Raw genomic sequence first — 16,541 nt, forward strand, 5'->3', positions numbered from 1 at the left:
TCTTCGGATCGCACCCGTTGCGCTCTATAGTCTCAGTCCTGACAGAGCCGACCGACCGACGGGCACCCCAAACGCATGATCGAACGTCCCGCCGCCCGTTACGGGCGGCAGCGGGTATCGCGCCGGACGCGTCGACTGGTGGTCGCCGTCCTGGCCGCGGGAGTCGTGGTCGCCGGGGTGGTCGTGGCGATCGTGGCCGCCCAGAGGTTGGGCCCCCAGGACGTCGAGGGCGAGCTGGGCGCCTATCGGCTCATCGACGACCGGACCGTCGAGGTGACGCTCAGCGTCACTCGGCAGCACCCGTCGCAACCCGCGGTGTGCATCGTGCGGGCCCGCTCCAGGGACGGCAGCGAGACCGGCCGCCGAGAGATCCTCGTTCCCCCCTCAGAGCAGGCGACAGTGCAGGTCACCACCGTTGTCGAGGCCAGCAGGCCACCTGCGGTCGGCGACGTGTACGGGTGCGGACTCGACGTCCCGCCCTACCTGGTGGCGCCCTAGCCCGGCCCGGCCGCGCGGCGAACGGCTGACAGCGAAATCGTGAACGTCCGCTGTCGCGTCGGTGGTACGATCGACTGGTACACGGTTCCGGCTGGGGCCGTGTATTGCTGCATTTGCACGCATCTTCGTGCCCCGGGCAACGCACGAGCAGGGGGCCGCAGCGATACACGCCACCCGCGCCCGGCCCTCGACCTCAACAAGACTTCCTACGGGAACACGGCGCGAGAAACGACGACAGGAGCGCGAAGGACATGACTGACACTCAGGTCACGTGGTTGACCCAGGAGTCATACGACCGGCTGAAGGCGGAGCTGGACCAGCTGATTGCCAACCGCCCCGTCATCGCCGCCGAGATCAACGACCGTCGCGAGGAGGGCGACCTCCGCGAGAACGGCGGTTACCACGCCGCCCGAGAGCAGCAGGGCCAGGAAGAGGCGCGCATCCGTCAGCTGCAGGAGCTGCTCAACAACGCCAAGGTCGGCGAGGCACCCGAGCAGTCGGGCGTCGCGCTGCCCGGGTCCGTGGTGAAGGTCTATTACGACGGTGACGAGAACGACACCGAGACATTCCTGATCGGCACCCGTGAGCAGGCCGTCAACGACGGCAAGCTCGAGGTGTACTCCCCCGCGTCGCCGCTCGGCGCCGCGCTGATCGACGCCAAGGTGGGCGAGACGCGCACCTACACCGTCCCCAGCGGCAGCACCGTCGAAGTCACCCTCGTCAGCGCGGAGCCGTACCACTCCTGACCGTCCATGGCGCGCATCGCCGAAGAGTTGTTGCTGCTGCTGCTGGACAACGCGTCCGCTCAGCCGTGCCTGGACAATCCTCGTCGCGAGCGGGTACTCGCCGCCGCGGTGCTGCTCGACCTCGCACACGCCTGCCTCATCCGGCCGGCTGTCGACGGTGACCCCGCGCCGGCAGGACGACTCGTCGCGCTGAGGCGTCGCGGTCCCCTCGACCCGGTCGCCGAACCGGCCTTCCGGCTGCTGCAGCGGCGAGCCCTGCGTCCGCTGTCGGCGATCGACAAACTTCGCGGGCACACCGAGGCAGCGCTGCTCGCCCACCTCGCGGACACCGGTCAGATCGGGCGGGTGGAGCTTCCCGGTAAGCGGATCGGCCAGAACTACGGATGGCCGGTGGCCAACCGCGACCGGGCGGCGCACTCACGCTCGCAGGTGCTCTCGGCGCTGTTCGACCGCACCCCACCGACCCCTTCCACCGCGGCGGTCATCACGCTGCTGCATGCGGTGGACGGGTTGGGTGCGCTGCTCAGCCTCAACGACCGGGGTTGGCGATGGGTGCACGGCAGGGCCGGGGAGATCTCGCTCGGCAGCTGGGTCGACGAATCACCGACGGGGCTGGCCGAGGTGAACCTCGCCGTCACCGCCGCGGCGATACGCGCCGCGTTAGCCTAGCGCCTGCTCCAGGTCGGCGATCAGGTCGGCACGATCCTCGATGCCGACGGACAACCGCACCAGATCCTCGGGCACCTCCAGCTGCGAACCGGCGGTGGAAGCATGCGTCATCGCCCCCGGGTGCTCGATCAGCGACTCCACCCCGCCGAGCGATTCGGCGAGAATGAAAAGCCTTGTGCGCGAGCAGAAGTCCCGCGCAGCCTGGGGGCCGCCGCGCAACCGCACCGACACCATGCCGCCGAATCCGGCCATCTGCTTGGCGGCCACCTCGTGTCCGGGGTGGCTGGGCAGACCGGGATAGCGCACCGATTCGATCGCCGGGTGGGAGTCGAGGAATTCGGCGACCGCCGCGGCGTTCTCGCTGTGCCGCTGCATTCGCACCACCAGCGTCTTGAGTCCGCGCAGGGTGAGGTATGCGTCGAACGGGCCGGGGACGGCGCCCGACCCATTCTGGAGGAACGCGAACGCCGAGTCGAGTTCCTCGTCGTTGGTCAGCAGTGCGCCACCGACGACGTCGGAGTGTCCGCCGATGTACTTCGTGGTGGAGTGCAGCACGATGTCAGCGCCGAGTGTCAACGGCTGCTGCAACGCCGGTGAGGCGAAAGTGTTGTCCACCAAGACTTTGAGGCCCGCGCCGGACGCGATGCCGGCGATGTCGGAGATGTCGGCGATCGACAGCAACGGGTTGGTCGGCGTCTCCACCCACACCATGCGGGTCTGCGGCGTGATCGCCGCGCCCACCGCGTCGAGGTCTGACAGCGCCACCGCGGTGTAGGTGACGCCCCACTGGGAGAACACCTTGTCGATCAGCCGGAAGGTTCCGCCGTAGGCGTCGTCGGGTATGACCAGGTGGTCGCCCGGACGCAGGACGGCGCGCAGCGCACAGTCGGTGGCGGCCATCCCGGAGGCGAAGGCGCGGCCGTAGGCTGCTTCCTCCACTGCCGCCAACGCCGACTCGAGTGATTGGCGCGTCGGGTTGCCGGTGCGGGCGTACTCGAAGCCACCTCGTAGGCCGCCGACGCCGTCCTGGGCGAAGGTGGAGCTGGCGTAGATGGGCGTGTTCACCGCACCGGTGCGAGGGTCGGGGGCGTACCCGGCGTGGATCGCTTTGGTCGCCAGTCCGTGGGCGTTGCGCTGTTCGGTCATAACACCGTCGAGCGTATCGAAACGCGGTGTAGACATGGGTTCATGACCGTACATATCGACGATCTGCTGGACACCGACGCGATGCTGGCCCCTGAGGAACGGGAGCTGCGTCAGACCGTGCGTCACTTCGGTGAGCAGCGCCTGCGCCCCCACGTCGGCGAGTGGTTCGAGGCGGGTGAGGTGCCGGTGCGCGAACTGGCTTCGGAGTTCGGCAAGCTGGGTCTGCTCGGCATGCACCTGCAGGGGTACGGCTGCGGTGGTTCGACGGCCACCGCGTACGGGCTGGTGTGCCAGGAACTCGAGGCGGTCGACAGCGGGCTGCGCAGCATGGTCTCGGTGCAGGGTTCGCTGGCGATGTTCGCCATCCACCAGCACGGCAGTGAGGAGCAGCGCAAGCAGTGGCTGCCCGCGATGGCCACCGGTGACGTGATCGGTTGCTTCGGTCTGACCGAACCGGACTTCGGGTCCAATCCCGCGGGGATGCGCACCACCGCACGACGCGACGGCTCGGACTGGATCCTCAACGGGTCGAAGATGTGGATCACCAACGGTTCGGTCGCCGACGTCGCGGTGGTCTGGGCGCGTAGCCAAGACAGTTCAGCGGAGGGCATCCTGGGTTTCGTCGTCCCCGCCGGCACCGCGGGATTCTCCGGCCTGGAGATGAAACACAAACTGTCCCTGCGGGCCTCGAACACCTCGGAACTCCACCTCGACGACGTCCGGCTTCCGGCCGAGGCTCAGCTTCCCGAAGCGCGTGGCCTGGCCGGGCCGCTGGCGTGTCTGTCGGAGGCCCGGTTCGGCATCGTGTTCGGCAGTGTCGGCGCGGCCCGGGACTGCCTGGAGACGACGCTGGACTACGTCGGCAGCCGCGAGGTGTTCGACAAACCGCTGGCGGCCTACCAGCTGACCCAGGCCAAGATCGCCGACATGGCCGTCGAACTGGGCAAGGCGCAATTGCTCGCGCTGCACCTCGGCCGGCTCAAGGACGAGGGCCGGATCCGTCCCGACCAGGTCAGCTTCGGCAAGCTCAACAACGTCCGCGAGGCGCTGGCGATCGCGCGTCAGTGCCGCACGCTGCTCGGCGCCAACGGGATCACGCTCGAGTATCCGGTGCTGCGGCACGCCAACAACCTGGAGTCGGTGCTGACCTACGAGGGCACCTCCGAGGTGCACCAGATGGTCATCGGGCAGGCGCTGACCGGTATCAGCGCCTTCCGTGGATGACCTTGGCTACTGCTGCTTCGGCGCGACCTGACCGCCGGTGAGGACGCGGTAGGTGTAGACGAGGATCAGTGTGGCGACGGGGGCGGCCACGAGCAGGCCGACGCCGCAGAGCAGTGCCCCGACGAACACGGTGACGACCATCACCAGCCAGGCCAGGAAGACGTTTCCGAAATGCGCCTTGCTGATGTTGAAACTGGTCTTGACGGCGTCGAGCGGCGCGATGTTGCGGTCGATGAGGCTGACCACCGTGAACATCAGCATGATGCTCGCGATCAGGCCGGGGATGACGCACAGCAAGAGGCCGACCGTGGTGATGACGCCCACGATCAGGCCCGCGACGATGACGCCGCCGATGTTGCGTGGGCGGAAGAAGGACCCTATCGAGACCTCCCGACCGTCGGCGATGTCGAGCACGCCGCCGAGGTATGCGGACTGCACCGCGGCGGCGACCACGAGCGAGACCAGCCAACCGATGAACGCGACGATGACGCCGGCAGGGCTGTCGACGCTGTAGGAGAACGCGAAGCCGCTGCCATCGGACATGGAGTTGGTGGAATCACCCGGATCCACTGCCGCCGACAGCGCATTGGTCAGCGCCTGGATCGCGATGACGATGACTCCGTACGCCAGTGTGGCGACGATGAGTGGGACGGCGTTCTTGCTGAACTTGTTCCACGCCCACGAGAACGCGTCGCCGACGCTGTACCCACCGGGCCCGAAGTTGGCAGACGGGTAACCGCCTTGGGGGCCAGGGGGATAGCCGTCCGGGGGGTAATTTCCCTGCGGCGGCGGATACCCGCCCTGCGGCGGCGGTGGCGGATACCCGCCCTGCGGCGGCGGGGGCGGCGGGTAACCACCGGGCGGCGGGGGTGGGTATCCACCGGGCGGCGGGGGCGGCGGGTAACCACCGGGCGGCGGGGGCGGGTAACCACCGGGCGGCGGGGGCGGTTGGTCGGTCATGGACGCTCTCCGATGTGCGGTCAGCTGGGAACGAGCGAGCTAACAGTACCGGAGTTCACGGCCGTCGCAGGGAATTCATCACCCCGGCAGAAGGCAGGGCCTAGTTCGCCCACGCTAACGGCGTGTGCCGCCATCCGACAGGAAGCCCAGCAGGTCGTGACGGGTCAGCACACCGACCGGCTTACCGTCCTCGACCACCATCAGCGCATCGCACTCGCGCAGGGTCTTGGCAGCAGTGGTGACCAACTCGCCGGCACCGACCAGCGGCATGGGCGGGCTCATGTGTTCGGCTACCGCATCGGCCAGCTTCGCGCGGCCCTCGAACACCGCCGAAAGCAGTTCGCGTTCGGAGACGCTGCCCGCAACCTCACCCGCCATCACCGGCGGTTCGGCGCCGACGACGGGCATCTGCGAGACGCCGTACTCGCGCAGGATGCCGATCGCGTCGCGCACGGTCTCCGACGGATGGGTGTGCACCAGGTCCGGCAGCGCACCGGACTTGCGGCGCAACACATCGCCGACGGTGGGCTGTTCGATCGACCCGTCGAGCCGGTTGCGCAGGAAGCCGTAGGACGACATCCACGCGTCGTTGAAGATCTTCGACAGGTAGCCGCGGCCGCCGTCGGGCAGCAGTACCACCACCAACGCGTCCGGGCCCGCTTTCTGGGCGACCTCGATGGCGGCCACCACAGCCATCCCGCACGAGCCGCCGACCAGCAGCCCCTCTTCGCGGGCCAGCCGCCGCGTCATGTCGAACGAGTCTGCGTCCGAGACGGCGATGATCTCGTCCGGCACCGCGGGGTCGTAGGCCGAGGGCCAAAAGTCCTCTCCGACGCCCTCGACCAGGTACGGCCTGCCGGTGCCGCCGGAGTACACCGAACCCTCGGGGTCGGCGCCGATGACCCTGACCTTGCCGTCGGACACCTCCTTGAGGTACCGCCCGGCGCCGGTGATGGTGCCGCCGGTTCCCACGCCGGCCACGAAGTGGGTGACCTTGCCGTCGGTGTCGCGCCAGATCTCCGGCCCGGTGGTCTCGTAGTGCGACTCCGGCCCCATCGGGTTGGAGTACTGGTCGGGCTTCCAGGCACCCTCGATCTCGGTGACCAGCCGGTTGGAGACGCTGTAGTAGCTGTCCGGGTCGCTCGGGGCGACCGCCGTCGGGCATACCACGACGTCCGCGCCATAGGCGCGCAGCACGTTGCGCTTGTCCTCGCTGACCTTGTCGGGGCAGACGAAGATGCACTTGTAGCCGCGCTGCTGGGCGACCAGCGCCAGCCCGACACCGGTGTTGCCCGAGGTGGGTTCGACGATGGTGCCGCCGGGCTTCAGCTCACCGCTGGCCTCGGCGGCGTCGATCATCTTGACCGCGATGCGGTCCTTGGAGCTGCCGCCGGGGTTGAGGTATTCGATCTTGGCCGCGACGGTGCCCGCACCCGCAGGGACCACCGAATTCAGCTGTACCAGGGGGGTGTTGCCGATGAGGTCACTGACGTGCCTGGCGATACGCATGTGTCCATCGTCTCAGGCCCGAAACACTGCATCCAGTCGGCCTCCGGCCGGTCTACCAGGTGGCCTCGCGGATGTACTCGCCGATCTGGCGCAGCGAGCGCTGCGCCTCCGACACCAACGGCGACCACAGCTGGAAGACGTGTATCTGCCCCGGCCACACGCGGATCTCGACCGGCACGCCGGCGGCCGCCAGCAGCCGCGCGGCCTTTCGCGCATCGCTGATCAGCACCTCGGAGCCGGATACGTGGATCAGCGTCCGCGGCAGCCCGGGTTCGATGTGGTCGAGCGGCTCGTACACCGGTTCCGGGCGGCCGTCGACGAGGTGCTTGCCGGCGGCGTGCTCGATGAGCTCCACGAGTGCGTGGAAGGCGCGCTGCGGGAACATCGCGTCGCTGCGGACGTTCGGGTGGTCGGCGCGGGCCTCGTTGTCCAGCTCGAACAGCGGCGACATGGCGACCACCGCGGCAGGCGTCTCATCCTCGAGCTGCAACCGCTCGGCGAGCGCCAGCGCCAGGTAGCCGCCGGCGGAATCGCCGGCCAGCACGATCTGGTCGGGCTCGTAACCCTTGCGGCGCAGCCACTGGTAGCCGTCGTAGCAGTCGTCGAGGGCCTGACCCACCGAATGCTCCGGGATCATCCGGTAGTTGACGATCAGCGCCGGGCTGTCAGCGAACTTCGACAGTGCCGTGACCAGCCGGCTGTGCGAGTTCACCCCGCAGGTCAAAAACGCTCCACCGTGCAGATACAGAATGACGCTGCGTTTGCCGTCGGCCGGGAGCACGCCCGGTGCGCGGACCAGCTGAGCGGTGCAGTTCTGCAGTGCGATGGTGGCGCGGACGGTGCCCGGGACCGGACGGAGGATGCGGCCAGCGAAGTCCAACGCACCCCATGGCCAGGGCAACTTGGGAGCGCGGCTACCGATCGACAGCGCCGGCTTGATGGTCATCAGCGCGGCCAGGGCCATCACCCGACCGCCGATACTGGGCCCGTCCTCGACGACCTCGACGGGTGCGCCGTCACTGCCGGGAAAGCGCCGCCACCTGCGGGCATTGCCTACTCGGAGGCCAGCAAACGAAGAGCTGGGGACCCTCATCGGTGCCGTCATCGCCACCACCACCTTCTACGTCGCTGTAGTTTAGGTGCTCAGCTACTGAGCCGATCTCCGTAACCCAGCTTCGCACGTTTAACCGATACTACAAGTGTTCAAACAAAATTCGTTCCGGGTTTGATACCGCACCGTGATCACTGTCGAATCTGGCCCGCCGAGCGTCCGTAAAATACTCTTGTGCGAACATCACGCGGTGCCCTGGCAGCGGCGGCCACACTCGCATCGACGGGTTCGGCCTATGTCGGGGTGCGCAATCTGCTGACCGGCCAGGCCGAACAGGCCCGTCAGGTCATCCCGAAGGCCTGGGACGTCCCGCCGCGCGCAGACGGCGTCTACTCCCCCGGCGGCGGCGCCGTCGAGCGCTGGCATCGCGGCGACCCGTTCGACCTGCACCTGATGATCTTCGGCGACTCCACTGCGACCGGCTACGGCTGCCGCACCGCCGACGAAGTGCCCGGCGTGCTCATCGCGCGTGGACTCGCCGAGCAGTCCGGGAAGCGGATCCGGCTGAGCACCAAGGCGATCGTCGGGGCCACGTCCAAGGGGCTGGCCGGTCAGATCGACGCGATGTTCGTGGCCGGCCCGCCGCCGGACACCGCGGTCATCATGATCGGTGCCAACGACATCACCGCCCTCAACGGCATCCCGCAGTCGGCCCGCAGGGTGGGTAAGGCCGTCGCCCGCCTGCGGTCGAGTGGCGCCGTCGTCGTCGTCGGCACCTGCCCGGACTTCGGGGTGATCACCGCGATTCCGCAACCCCTACGCACGGTCGCCCGGACGCTGGGACTGCGCCTGGCGCGGGCGCAGGCGTCGGCGGTGCGCGCCGCAGGCGGTGTGCCGGTGCCCTTCTCAGACCTACTCGCGCCGCACTTCTACAAGCAGCCCGACGTGCTGTTCTCCGAGGACATGTTCCACCCGTCGGCGGCGGGGTACGCGCTGGCTGCCAGCCAGCTGCTGCCTGCGCTGTGCGAGGCGCTCGGCGAGCAGAGTCCCCAGGGCGCCTCCCAGCAGGCGCTGCGGACCCGCGCCGCCGATGTCAGCACGCTGCTGGCCAAGGTCGGTGGGATCACCCGGTTGTGGCGTCGGACCACCGGGGTGCCCGCGCCGGTGATCGCGTCGGCACGCTAGTTTCTCCGTGTCACCCGAACGAGGAGCCGTCATGCCTGAAGCCGTCATCGTCTCGACCGCGCGTTCGCCGATCGGCCGCGCCAACAAGGGGTCGCTGGTCGACATGCGGCCCGACGACCTCGCCGCCCAAATGGTGCGCGCAGCGCTGGACAAGGTCCCCTCGCTCGACCCGCACGACATCGACGACCTGATCATGGGCTGCGGCCAGCCCGCCGGCGAGTCCGGCTTCAACATCGGCCGCACGGTGGCCGTTGCGCTGGGCTACGACTTCATGCCGGGCGCCACCGTGAACCGGTACTGCTCGTCGTCTCTGCAGACCTCCCGGATGGCGTTCCACGCGATCAAGGCCGGCGAGGGCCACGCGTTCATCTCGGCGGGTGTGGAGACGGTGTCGCGCTTCGCGAAGGGCAGCGCCGACGGCTGGCCCGACACCATGAACCCGATGTTCGCCGAGGCTGCGGAACGGTCCAACCAGGCCGCCACCGGTGGCGACGAGTGGCACGACCCGCGCGAGGACGGCAACCTGCCGGACGTCTACATCGCGATGGGCCAGACCGCCGAGAACGTCGCACTCTACACCGGCATCAGCCGAGAGGACCAGGACCACTGGGGGGTGCGGTCGCAGAACCGTGCCGAGGAGGCCATCAACAGCGGCTTCTTCGAGCGCGAGATCTCGCCGGTGACGTTGCCGGACGGCACGGTCGTGTCCAAGGACGACGGTCCGCGAGCTGGCACCACGTACGAGAAGATCAGCCAGCTCAAACCGGTCTTCCGGCCCAACGGCACGATCACGGCGGGCAATGCGTGCCCGCTGAACGACGGCGCCGCCGCGGTGGTCATCATGAGCGACGAGAAGGCCGGTCAGCTCGGGCTGACCCCGCTGGCCCGCATCGTCGCGACCGGGGTGTCGGGGTTGTCGCCCGAAATCATGGGGCTCGGTCCGATCGAGGCGTCGAAGAGGGCGCTGGCCAACGCCGGGATGGGCATCGGCGACATCGACCTCTACGAGATCAACGAGGCGTTCGCCGTCCAGGTGCTGGGGTCCGCGCGGGAGCTGGGCATGGACGAGGACAAGCTCAACGTGTCCGGCGGCGCAATCGCGCTGGGGCATCCGTTCGGAATGACCGGCGCCCGCATCACCGCGACGCTGCTGAACAACCTGCAGACCCACGACAAGCAGTTCGGTCTGGAGACGATGTGTGTGGGTGGTGGACAGGGCATGGCGATGATCATCGAGCGGCTTTCCTAGCCTTCCCTTCCGGGGAACCTTCCCTTCCGGGGAACAGGGCCTGCACAGCAGAAAGCCCGGCACCGCCGGTGCCGGGCTTCCCTAGAGGGCTGCTAGTCGTTCTGGAAGTAACTCAGCAGCCGCAGGATCTCGATGTACAGCCAGACCAGCGTGACGGTCAGGCCGAGGGCGACGCCCCAGGCGGCCTTCTCGGGCGCACCGGCACGGATCATCTGGTCGGCGGCGTCGAAGTCGAGCAGGAAGCTGAACGCAGCGAGGCCGATGCAGACGAGCGAGAAGATGATCGCGATGGTTCCACCGCTGCGCAGGCCCATGCCTTCGCCGCCGCCCACACCGAACATCGCGAGCACCAAGTTGCCGAGCATCAGCACCAGCACGCCGAACAAGCCGGCGACGATCATGCGAGTGAACTTCGGCGTGACGCGGATGGCGCCGGTCTTGTAGACGACGAGCATGCCGAAGAACACGCCCAGCGTGGCGAGCACCGCCTGGGTGATCAGCGCGCCCGCGCTGCCGCCCGCGACGACGACATTGCCGAACAACCACGAGATCGCGCCCAAAAACAGGCCCTCAAGGCCCGCGTAGGTCAGCACGATGGCGGGGTTGTCCTGCTTGCGGCCGAAGGTCGCGATCAGAACCATCACCAGGCCGCCGATGGCGCCGATCATGGTCAGCGGGGCGGCCAGCCCCGGGTTCATCCCGACCAGGAAGTAGGAGACGACGGCGACGGCCGACAGCACGGCCAGCGTGATGCCGGTCTTCGTGACGACGTCGTCGATGGTCATCGGCCGGGCGACGCCGGTCTGCTCCGGGTACCGGGTCGTATACGGCTCAGCCTGTACCTGCTGGGTACCGTAGCCGGCGGCTCCGGTACCGAATGTCGCGTATCCGCCCTGCGTCTTCGGCAGGGAGCGGAATACCGGGTTGCTGCTCTCGCGCACCGTCGGGTCCTCTCGTAGGTGGTTCGATGACGAACACACGGTCAACGATCGACGGTCCGGCGTGAGTTCCCGAAATCGAACAACATCTCACGGGAACTTCCCAGGACGTCGAGCAAGACCTTACCCGTCGCGCGCGGGCTGCGGGCGACGATCTACATTGCTTCCCGTGGCGCAAAACGGGGATGTCCTAGTTTCTGTTGAGAACGGCGTTGGACTCCTCACCCTGAACCGGCCGAAGGCGATCAACTCGCTGACCCACGGCATGGTGACCACGCTGGCGAACGCGTTGCGCGCCTGGGAAAAGGACGACGGTGTGCACGCCGTGCTGCTCTCCGGTACGGGTGAACGCGGCCTGTGCGCCGGTGGCGACGTGATCGCGCTTTACCACAGCGCCAAAGCCGGCGGCGAGGACGCGCGGCGGTTCTGGTACGACGAGTATCAGCTCAACTCCTACATCGGCCGCTATCCCAAACCGTATGTGGCCGTGATGGACGGCATCGTCATGGGCGGTGGCGTCGGCGTCAGCGCGCACGGCGACGTGCGTGTGGTCACCGATACCACGAAGATGGGTATGCCCGAGGTGGGCATCGGCTTCATCCCGGACGTCGGCGGCACCTACTTGCTCTCCCGTGCCCCCGGGCGCCTCGGTCTCCACGCCGCCCTGACCGGCGCCCCGTTCTCCGGTGCCGACGCGATCGCCATGGGCTTCGCCGACCACTTCGTGCCGCAGGACACGCTGGACGACTTCAAGGCCGCGGTCATCGCCGACGGTGTCGCTGCGGCGCTGGCCGCCCACGCGGTCGAGCCACCCGCGAGTGCACTGCTGTCCCAACGTGACTGGATCGACGAGTGCTACGCGGGTGACACCGTCGCAGACATCGTCGCCGCCCTGCGCGGTCACGACGCCGGCCCGGCGAACGACGCCGCCGACCTCATCGCTTCGCGCTCCCCCGTCGCGCTGGCCGTCGCGCTGGAATCCGTCCGCCGGGCGGCCCGACTGGACACACTGGAAGACGTGCTCCGCGACGAATACCGCGTCTCATGTGCATCGCTGCGTTCCCACGACTTCGTCGAGGGCATCCGCGCCCAACTCGTCGACAAGGATCGCAACCCGAAGTGGTCGCACCAGTCGGTCTCGGAGGTCACCGCCGCGGACGTCGACGCCTACTTCGTACCCGCCGACCCCGAACTCACGTTCCCCTAAGGAGTAGTCATGGATTACGAGACCATCCTCGTCACCCGCGACGGCCGCGTCGGCACGATCATGTTGAACCGACCCAAGGCCCTCAACGCGCTCAACTCGCGGGTGATGGTCGAAGTCACCACGGCCGCAGCCGAATTCGATGCGGACGAGAGGATCGGCGCCATCGTCATCACCGGCAGCGAAAAGGCCTTCGCGGCGGGCGCCGACATCAAGGAGATGGCGGGGCTGTCCTTCGCCGAGGTGTTCACCTCCGACTTCTTCGCGCTCTGGGGCAGATTCGCCGCCACTCGCACCCCCACCATCGCCGCCGTCGCCGGCTACGCGCTCGGCGGTGGGTGTGAGCTGGCGATGATGTGCGACATCCTCATCGCCGCCGACACCGCGAAGTTCGGGCAGCCCGAGATCAAACTCGGCGTGCTGCCGGGTATGGGTGGTTCCCAGCGTCTCACCCGCGCCATCGGCAAGGCCAAGGCGATGGACCTGATCCTGACCGGCCGCACGATCGGCGCCGAGGAGGCCGAGCGCAGCGGTCTGGTATCGCGGGTGGTGCCCGCTGACCGGCTGCTCGACGAGGCCAACGAGGTCGCCGCGACGATTGCTGCGATGTCGCGCAACGCATCCCGGATGGCCAAGGAAGCGGTCGACCGTGCCTTCGAATCAACGCTGACCGAGGGCCTGCTCTACGAGCGCCGGCTCTTTCATTCCACTTTCGCGACGGAGGACCAGAAGGAAGGTATGGCGGCGTTCAGCGAGAAGCGCCCCGCCAACTTCACCCATCGCTAATCTGCTCTGGTGAGCGATACCGCGGAGGTCACCGAGCAGGCGCTGCCGCAGGAACGGCGACCACAGCAGCGGGCGTGGTGGCTGCGCCACTACACGTTCTTCGGCACTGCCGTCGGGCTGGTGTTCCTATGGTTCTCCCTCACCCCGTCACTGTTGCCGCGCGGCCCCCTTTTCCAGGGCCTGGTCAGCGGCGGGGCCGGTGCCGCCGGGTATGGGATCGGCGTGTTCGCGGTCTGGCTCGTGCGCTACATGCTCTCCAAGGGCACCAGTCCACCGGCGCCGCGGTGGGCATGGCTGGTGCTGGTCGTGGTCGGCGTCGTCGGCCAGGTGCTGATGATCGTGTACTTCCACGTCTGGCAGGGCCAAGTCCGCGACGCGATGGGCGTGCCGAGGATGGGGTTCTGGGCGTACCCGCTCACCGCGGCGCTGGCGATCGTCGTGCTGTTCGCGCTCGTCGAGGTGGGCCAGCAGATCGGGAGACTGGTCCGGTTCCTGGTGCGCCAGCTCGATCGTGTTGCCCCACCGCGGGTCTCGGCTGTCATCGTGGTCGCCCTGCTGGTGGCGCTGACCATCGCACTGTTGAACGGTGTCGTGGTCCGCGGGGCGATGAGCGCGATCAACAACACGTTCGAGACCGTCAACGACGAGACCGACCCGGACACCCCCGCCCCGGCCAGCGCACTGCGTTCGGGCGGTCCGCAGTCACTGGTGAGCTGGGAGTCGCTGGGCCATCAGGGCCGCATCTTCGTCTCGGGCGGTCCGACGGTCGCCGAACTGAGCGCCTTCAACGGGGCACCCGCGATCGAACCGATCCGCGTCTACGCCGGGCTCAATTCAGCGGACGGCATCCGGGCCACCGCAACTCTGGCCGCCCAGGAGCTCCTGCGCACCGGCGGCCTGAACCGTTCGGTGATCGCCGTCGCCACCACCACCGGCACAGGGTGGATCAACGAGGCCGAGGCCTCTGCGCTGGAGTACATGTTCAACGGCGACACCGCGATCGTGTCGATGCAGTACTCGTTCCTGCCCAGCTGGCTGTCGTTCCTCGTCGACAAGGAGAATGCCCGACAGGCCGGACAGGCGTTGTTCGAGGCGGTTGACGAATTGATCCGCGAGCGGCCCGAGGCGCAGCGGCCCCGTCTCGTCGTCTTCGGTGAGAGCCTGGGATCCTTCGGGGGCGAGGCGCCGTTCCTGGCGCTCAACAACCTGATCGCGCGCACCGACGGAGCGCTGTTCTCCGGACCGACCTTCAACAACACCATCTGGACCGAGCTCACCCGCCAACGTGATCCCGGATCACCGGAGTGGCTGCCGATCTACGACGACGGTGAGAACGTCCGCTTCGCCGCCCGCCCCGACGACCTCGAGCGACCCCAAGACCCCTGGGGCACACCACGGGTGGTGTACCTGCAGCACGCTTCCGACCCGATCGCCTGGTGGAATCCCGACTTGTTGTTCGCCCGCCCGGACTGGCTGAGGGAGCCTCCGGGTTACGGCCGCACGGCCCGGATGAAGTGGATACCGGTGGTGACATTCCTGCAGGTGTCGGCGGATATGGCGGTCGCGGTCGACGTCCCCGACGGCCACGGTCACCGCTACGTGAAGGACGTTGCCAACGGCTGGGCGGCGGTTCTGCAGCCGCCCGGCTGGACGCCGGAGAAGACCGGGCGGCTGCGCCCTCTGCTGCACGCCGACGAGAAGAGCTAAAGCGGGCGCGTCGGCAGGGGCAGGGGTGGGCGTAGACCCGACAACATCCAGAACCGCGGTCGGCTCCATCACGGTGGCCGCTGTTGCATAGATTGCGGGTATGCGCAGGTACCCCGCCGTCCCCCTGGCCACCCTTGCCCTCTCGGCTGCCACCGCGCTCGCCGGCTGTTCCTCCGGTGGCGAAAGTGCCCCTGCGCCCACGGAGTCGCCGGCCGCGACCTCGGACACGACCTCGAATACGACGGCGACCACCACGGCGGCCCGCACCGCGGCGCCCGGCACGGTCGGCACGTCGCCGGACGGAGTCACCACAGCGGTGGGGGCGCCCGCGGAGTCGACCGAAGAAGAATACTTCCAGGCCTGTAACGCCGCCCGCATCTGGATCACCGAACGCGGCGGCGATCCGAAGACGAAGGTCGAGCCGTATCTCGCGGAGCTGCAGCGCAGCGACTCGGCGGGGCCGGGCACCTTCGGCACGCCGTGGTCCCAGCTGGAGCCGGCCCGGCAAGCCGCGGTCATCGTCGCCGTCGAGGCCGCCGCGGACCAGCTCTGCGGCTGACACTACGCGCTGACCCGGCTCCGGCGGGGACCCGTGGTCGGCGGCGGGCGCACAATGACGCCATGAGCAAGCGTGTCGCCCTGGTGCTCGGCAGCGGGGGTGCCCGCGGGTACGCGCACATCGGCGTCATCGATGAACTACGCGCCCGTGGCTACGAGATCGTGGGTATCGCGGGGTCGTCGATGGGCGCGCTGGTCGGCGGCCTTCAGGCGGCGGGCAAGCTCGACGAGTACACCGAGTGGGCGAAATCGCTGACGCAGCGGGCGGTGCTGCGCTTGCTGGACCCGTCGATCACCGCGGCCGGGGTGCTGCGGGCCGAAAAGATCCTCGACGCGGTCCGCGATGTCCTCGGCGACGTCTGCATCGAGGATCTGCCGGTGCCCTTCACCGCGGTCGCCACCGATCTGATCGCCGGCCGGTCGGTGTGGTTGCAGCGAGGGCCCGTCGATGCCGCCATCCGCGCCTCGATCGCCATCCCCGGCGTCATCACCCCGCACGTGCTCGACGGCCGATTGCTCGCCGACGGCGGGATTCTCGACCCGCTGCCGATGGCCCCGGTCGCCGCGGTCAACGCCGATGTGACGATCGCGGTGAGCCTCGGCGGCAGCGAATCCGGTGGCCGTGCCGGACCGGACTACGCTGGCGTCAATCCCAGCGCCGACTGGCTGAACCGTCTGCTGCGCAGCACCTCTGCGCTGCTGGATTCGAAATCGGCACGTGCGGTGTTGGACACGCCCGCGGTGCAGTCCATGATCAACCGTTTCGGCACGGTCGGTGAAGACGACGCGCGCGCGGCCGCCGAAGCCGGGGAACCGGCCGACGGTGACAGCAGCGCCGAACAACTCGTCGACGCAGCCCGGGAAGCCTCGGTGCCCAAACTGGGCAGCTTCGAGGTAATGAACCGCACCATCGACATCGCGCAGGCCGCGCTCGCCCGCCACACGCTGGCCGCCTACCCGCCCGACCTGCTGATCGAGGTTCCGCGGTCGGTCAGTCGCAGCCTGGACTTCCACCGGGCGGCCGAGGTCGTCGAGGCGGGCCGGTCGGTGGCCGAAGAGGTGCTCGACCAGTACGAGAAGTCGGGGTTCTCGCCGCTGCCGGCGCCGTGAC

16 protein-coding genes are annotated in these 16,541 nt (G+C 68.5%); 11 read left to right on the forward strand and 5 right to left on the reverse strand.

The annotated features are described in order from the left end of the window. Positions 1-75 precede the first annotated feature (75 nt). From G6N07_RS14360 to G6N07_RS14370, 3 genes are all read left to right on the forward strand, one after another. Positions 76-498, forward strand: a complete 423-nt coding sequence (locus tag G6N07_RS14360) for a DUF4307 domain-containing protein (protein ID WP_085191713.1) — start codon at positions 76-78, stop codon at positions 496-498. 251 nt (positions 499-749) lie between these two features. After that, entirely contained in the window at positions 750-1,244 is a 495-nt protein-coding gene (greA, locus tag G6N07_RS14365; RefSeq protein WP_085191711.1) for a transcription elongation factor GreA, read from the forward strand. A 6-nt stretch (positions 1,245-1,250) separates the two neighbouring features. Beyond that, positions 1,251-1,913, forward strand: coding sequence for a GOLPH3/VPS74 family protein (locus G6N07_RS14370; protein WP_085191710.1), 663 nt, complete (start codon positions 1,251-1,253; stop codon positions 1,911-1,913). Here G6N07_RS14370 and G6N07_RS14375 read toward each other — a convergent pair. Then, on the reverse strand, positions 1,905-3,059 hold the full coding sequence (locus G6N07_RS14375) for a cystathionine gamma-synthase (RefSeq protein WP_085191708.1): 1,155 nt from the start codon (positions 3,057-3,059) through the stop codon (positions 1,905-1,907). The two genes, G6N07_RS14370 and G6N07_RS14375, sit on opposite strands and share 9 nt — an antisense overlap. 42 nt (positions 3,060-3,101) lie before the next feature. Between G6N07_RS14375 and G6N07_RS14380 the strand changes: the two genes are divergently transcribed. After that, positions 3,102-4,283, forward strand: a complete 1,182-nt coding sequence (locus G6N07_RS14380) for an acyl-CoA dehydrogenase family protein (protein WP_099050251.1) — start codon at positions 3,102-3,104, stop codon at positions 4,281-4,283. 6 nt (positions 4,284-4,289) lie between these two features. Here G6N07_RS14380 and G6N07_RS14385 read toward each other — a convergent pair whose 3' ends face one another. The 3 genes from G6N07_RS14385 to G6N07_RS14395 form a co-directional block, all read right to left on the reverse strand. Then, entirely contained in the window at positions 4,290-5,243 is a 954-nt protein-coding gene (locus G6N07_RS14385; protein WP_163784210.1) for a DUF2189 domain-containing protein, read from the reverse strand. A 114-nt stretch (positions 5,244-5,357) separates the two neighbouring features. Continuing rightward, positions 5,358-6,752 (reverse strand): cystathionine beta-synthase, encoded by a 1,395-nt coding sequence (locus tag G6N07_RS14390; RefSeq protein ID WP_085192765.1) that lies wholly within the window; start codon positions 6,750-6,752, stop codon positions 5,358-5,360. 52 nt (positions 6,753-6,804) lie between these two features. Next, the gene (locus G6N07_RS14395) at positions 6,805-7,857 is read right to left on the reverse strand and encodes an alpha/beta hydrolase (protein ID WP_085192769.1); all 1,053 of its coding nucleotides are present in this window, start codon (positions 7,855-7,857) and stop codon (positions 6,805-6,807) included. A gap of 180 nt (positions 7,858-8,037) precedes the next feature. Here G6N07_RS14395 and G6N07_RS14400 point away from each other — a divergent pair, with 180 nt between their 5' ends. Beyond that, positions 8,038-8,988 (forward strand): SGNH/GDSL hydrolase family protein, encoded by a 951-nt coding sequence (locus tag G6N07_RS14400; RefSeq protein ID WP_085192764.1) that lies wholly within the window; start codon positions 8,038-8,040, stop codon positions 8,986-8,988. Between the two features lie 31 nt (positions 8,989-9,019). Further along, a complete protein-coding gene (locus G6N07_RS14405; RefSeq protein WP_085192763.1) occupies positions 9,020-10,237 on the forward strand; it encodes an acetyl-CoA C-acetyltransferase in 1,218 nt (405 codons plus the stop codon). Positions 10,238-10,329: 92 nt separating this feature from the next. On the opposite strand, the gene G6N07_RS14410 is transcribed toward G6N07_RS14405, so the two are convergent. Then, positions 10,330-11,178, reverse strand: coding sequence for a Bax inhibitor-1/YccA family protein (locus G6N07_RS14410; RefSeq protein WP_085192762.1), 849 nt, complete (start codon positions 11,176-11,178; stop codon positions 10,330-10,332). Positions 11,179-11,344: 166 nt separating this feature from the next. Between G6N07_RS14410 and G6N07_RS14415 the strand changes: the two genes are divergently transcribed. The 5 genes from G6N07_RS14415 to G6N07_RS14435 all read left to right on the forward strand — a co-directional run bounded on the left by G6N07_RS14415 (position 11,345) and on the right by G6N07_RS14435 (position 16,540). Then, complete coding sequence (locus G6N07_RS14415) at positions 11,345-12,382, forward strand: enoyl-CoA hydratase/isomerase family protein (protein WP_085192761.1); 1,038 nt, start codon at positions 11,345-11,347, stop codon at positions 12,380-12,382. Positions 12,383-12,391: 9 nt separating this feature from the next. Then, positions 12,392-13,165, forward strand: coding sequence for an enoyl-CoA hydratase (locus G6N07_RS14420; RefSeq protein WP_085192760.1), 774 nt, complete (start codon positions 12,392-12,394; stop codon positions 13,163-13,165). 9 nt (positions 13,166-13,174) lie between these two features. Further along, entirely contained in the window at positions 13,175-14,872 is a 1,698-nt protein-coding gene (locus G6N07_RS14425; protein ID WP_085192759.1) for an alpha/beta hydrolase, read from the forward strand. Positions 14,873-14,972: 100 nt separating this feature from the next. Further along, positions 14,973-15,431 carry a lipoprotein LpqV gene (gene lpqV, locus G6N07_RS14430; protein WP_085192758.1) on the forward strand — a complete coding sequence of 153 codons (459 nt, stop codon included), beginning with the start codon at positions 14,973-14,975 and terminating at the stop codon, positions 15,429-15,431. Between the two features lie 62 nt (positions 15,432-15,493). After that, entirely contained in the window at positions 15,494-16,540 is a 1,047-nt protein-coding gene (locus G6N07_RS14435; protein WP_085192757.1) for a patatin-like phospholipase family protein, read from the forward strand. Position 16,541: the final 1 nt, after the last annotated feature.

The sequence above is a fragment of the Mycolicibacterium doricum genome (assembly GCF_010728155.1).
Lineage (GTDB): Bacteria > Actinomycetota > Actinomycetes > Mycobacteriales > Mycobacteriaceae > Mycobacterium > Mycobacterium doricum.

Bases quoted from the DNA above. Each gene is read 5' to 3' on its own strand.
- G6N07_RS14360 (WP_085191713.1), top strand. From the start codon at position 76: ATGATCGAACGTCCCGCCGCCCGTTACGGGCGGCAGCGGGTATCGCGC.
- greA (WP_085191711.1), top strand. From the start codon at position 750: ATGACTGACACTCAGGTCACGTGGTTGACCCAGGAGTCATACGACCGG.
- G6N07_RS14370 (WP_085191710.1), top strand. From the start codon at position 1,251: ATGGCGCGCATCGCCGAAGAGTTGTTGCTGCTGCTGCTGGACAACGCG.
- G6N07_RS14375 (WP_085191708.1), bottom strand. From the start codon at position 3,059: ATGACCGAACAGCGCAACGCCCACGGACTGGCGACCAAAGCGATCCAC.
- G6N07_RS14380 (WP_099050251.1), top strand. From the start codon at position 3,102: ATGACCGTACATATCGACGATCTGCTGGACACCGACGCGATGCTGGCC.
- G6N07_RS14385 (WP_163784210.1), bottom strand. From the start codon at position 5,243: ATGACCGACCAACCGCCCCCGCCGCCCGGTGGTTACCCGCCCCCGCCG.
- G6N07_RS14390 (WP_085192765.1), bottom strand. From the start codon at position 6,752: ATGCGTATCGCCAGGCACGTCAGTGACCTCATCGGCAACACCCCCCTG.
- G6N07_RS14395 (WP_085192769.1), bottom strand. From the start codon at position 7,857: ATGACGGCACCGATGAGGGTCCCCAGCTCTTCGTTTGCTGGCCTCCGA.
- G6N07_RS14405 (WP_085192763.1), top strand. From the start codon at position 9,020: ATGCCTGAAGCCGTCATCGTCTCGACCGCGCGTTCGCCGATCGGCCGC.
- G6N07_RS14420 (WP_085192760.1), top strand. From the start codon at position 12,392: ATGGATTACGAGACCATCCTCGTCACCCGCGACGGCCGCGTCGGCACG.
- lpqV (WP_085192758.1), top strand. From the start codon at position 14,973: ATGCGCAGGTACCCCGCCGTCCCCCTGGCCACCCTTGCCCTCTCGGCT.
- G6N07_RS14435 (WP_085192757.1), top strand. From the start codon at position 15,494: ATGAGCAAGCGTGTCGCCCTGGTGCTCGGCAGCGGGGGTGCCCGCGGG.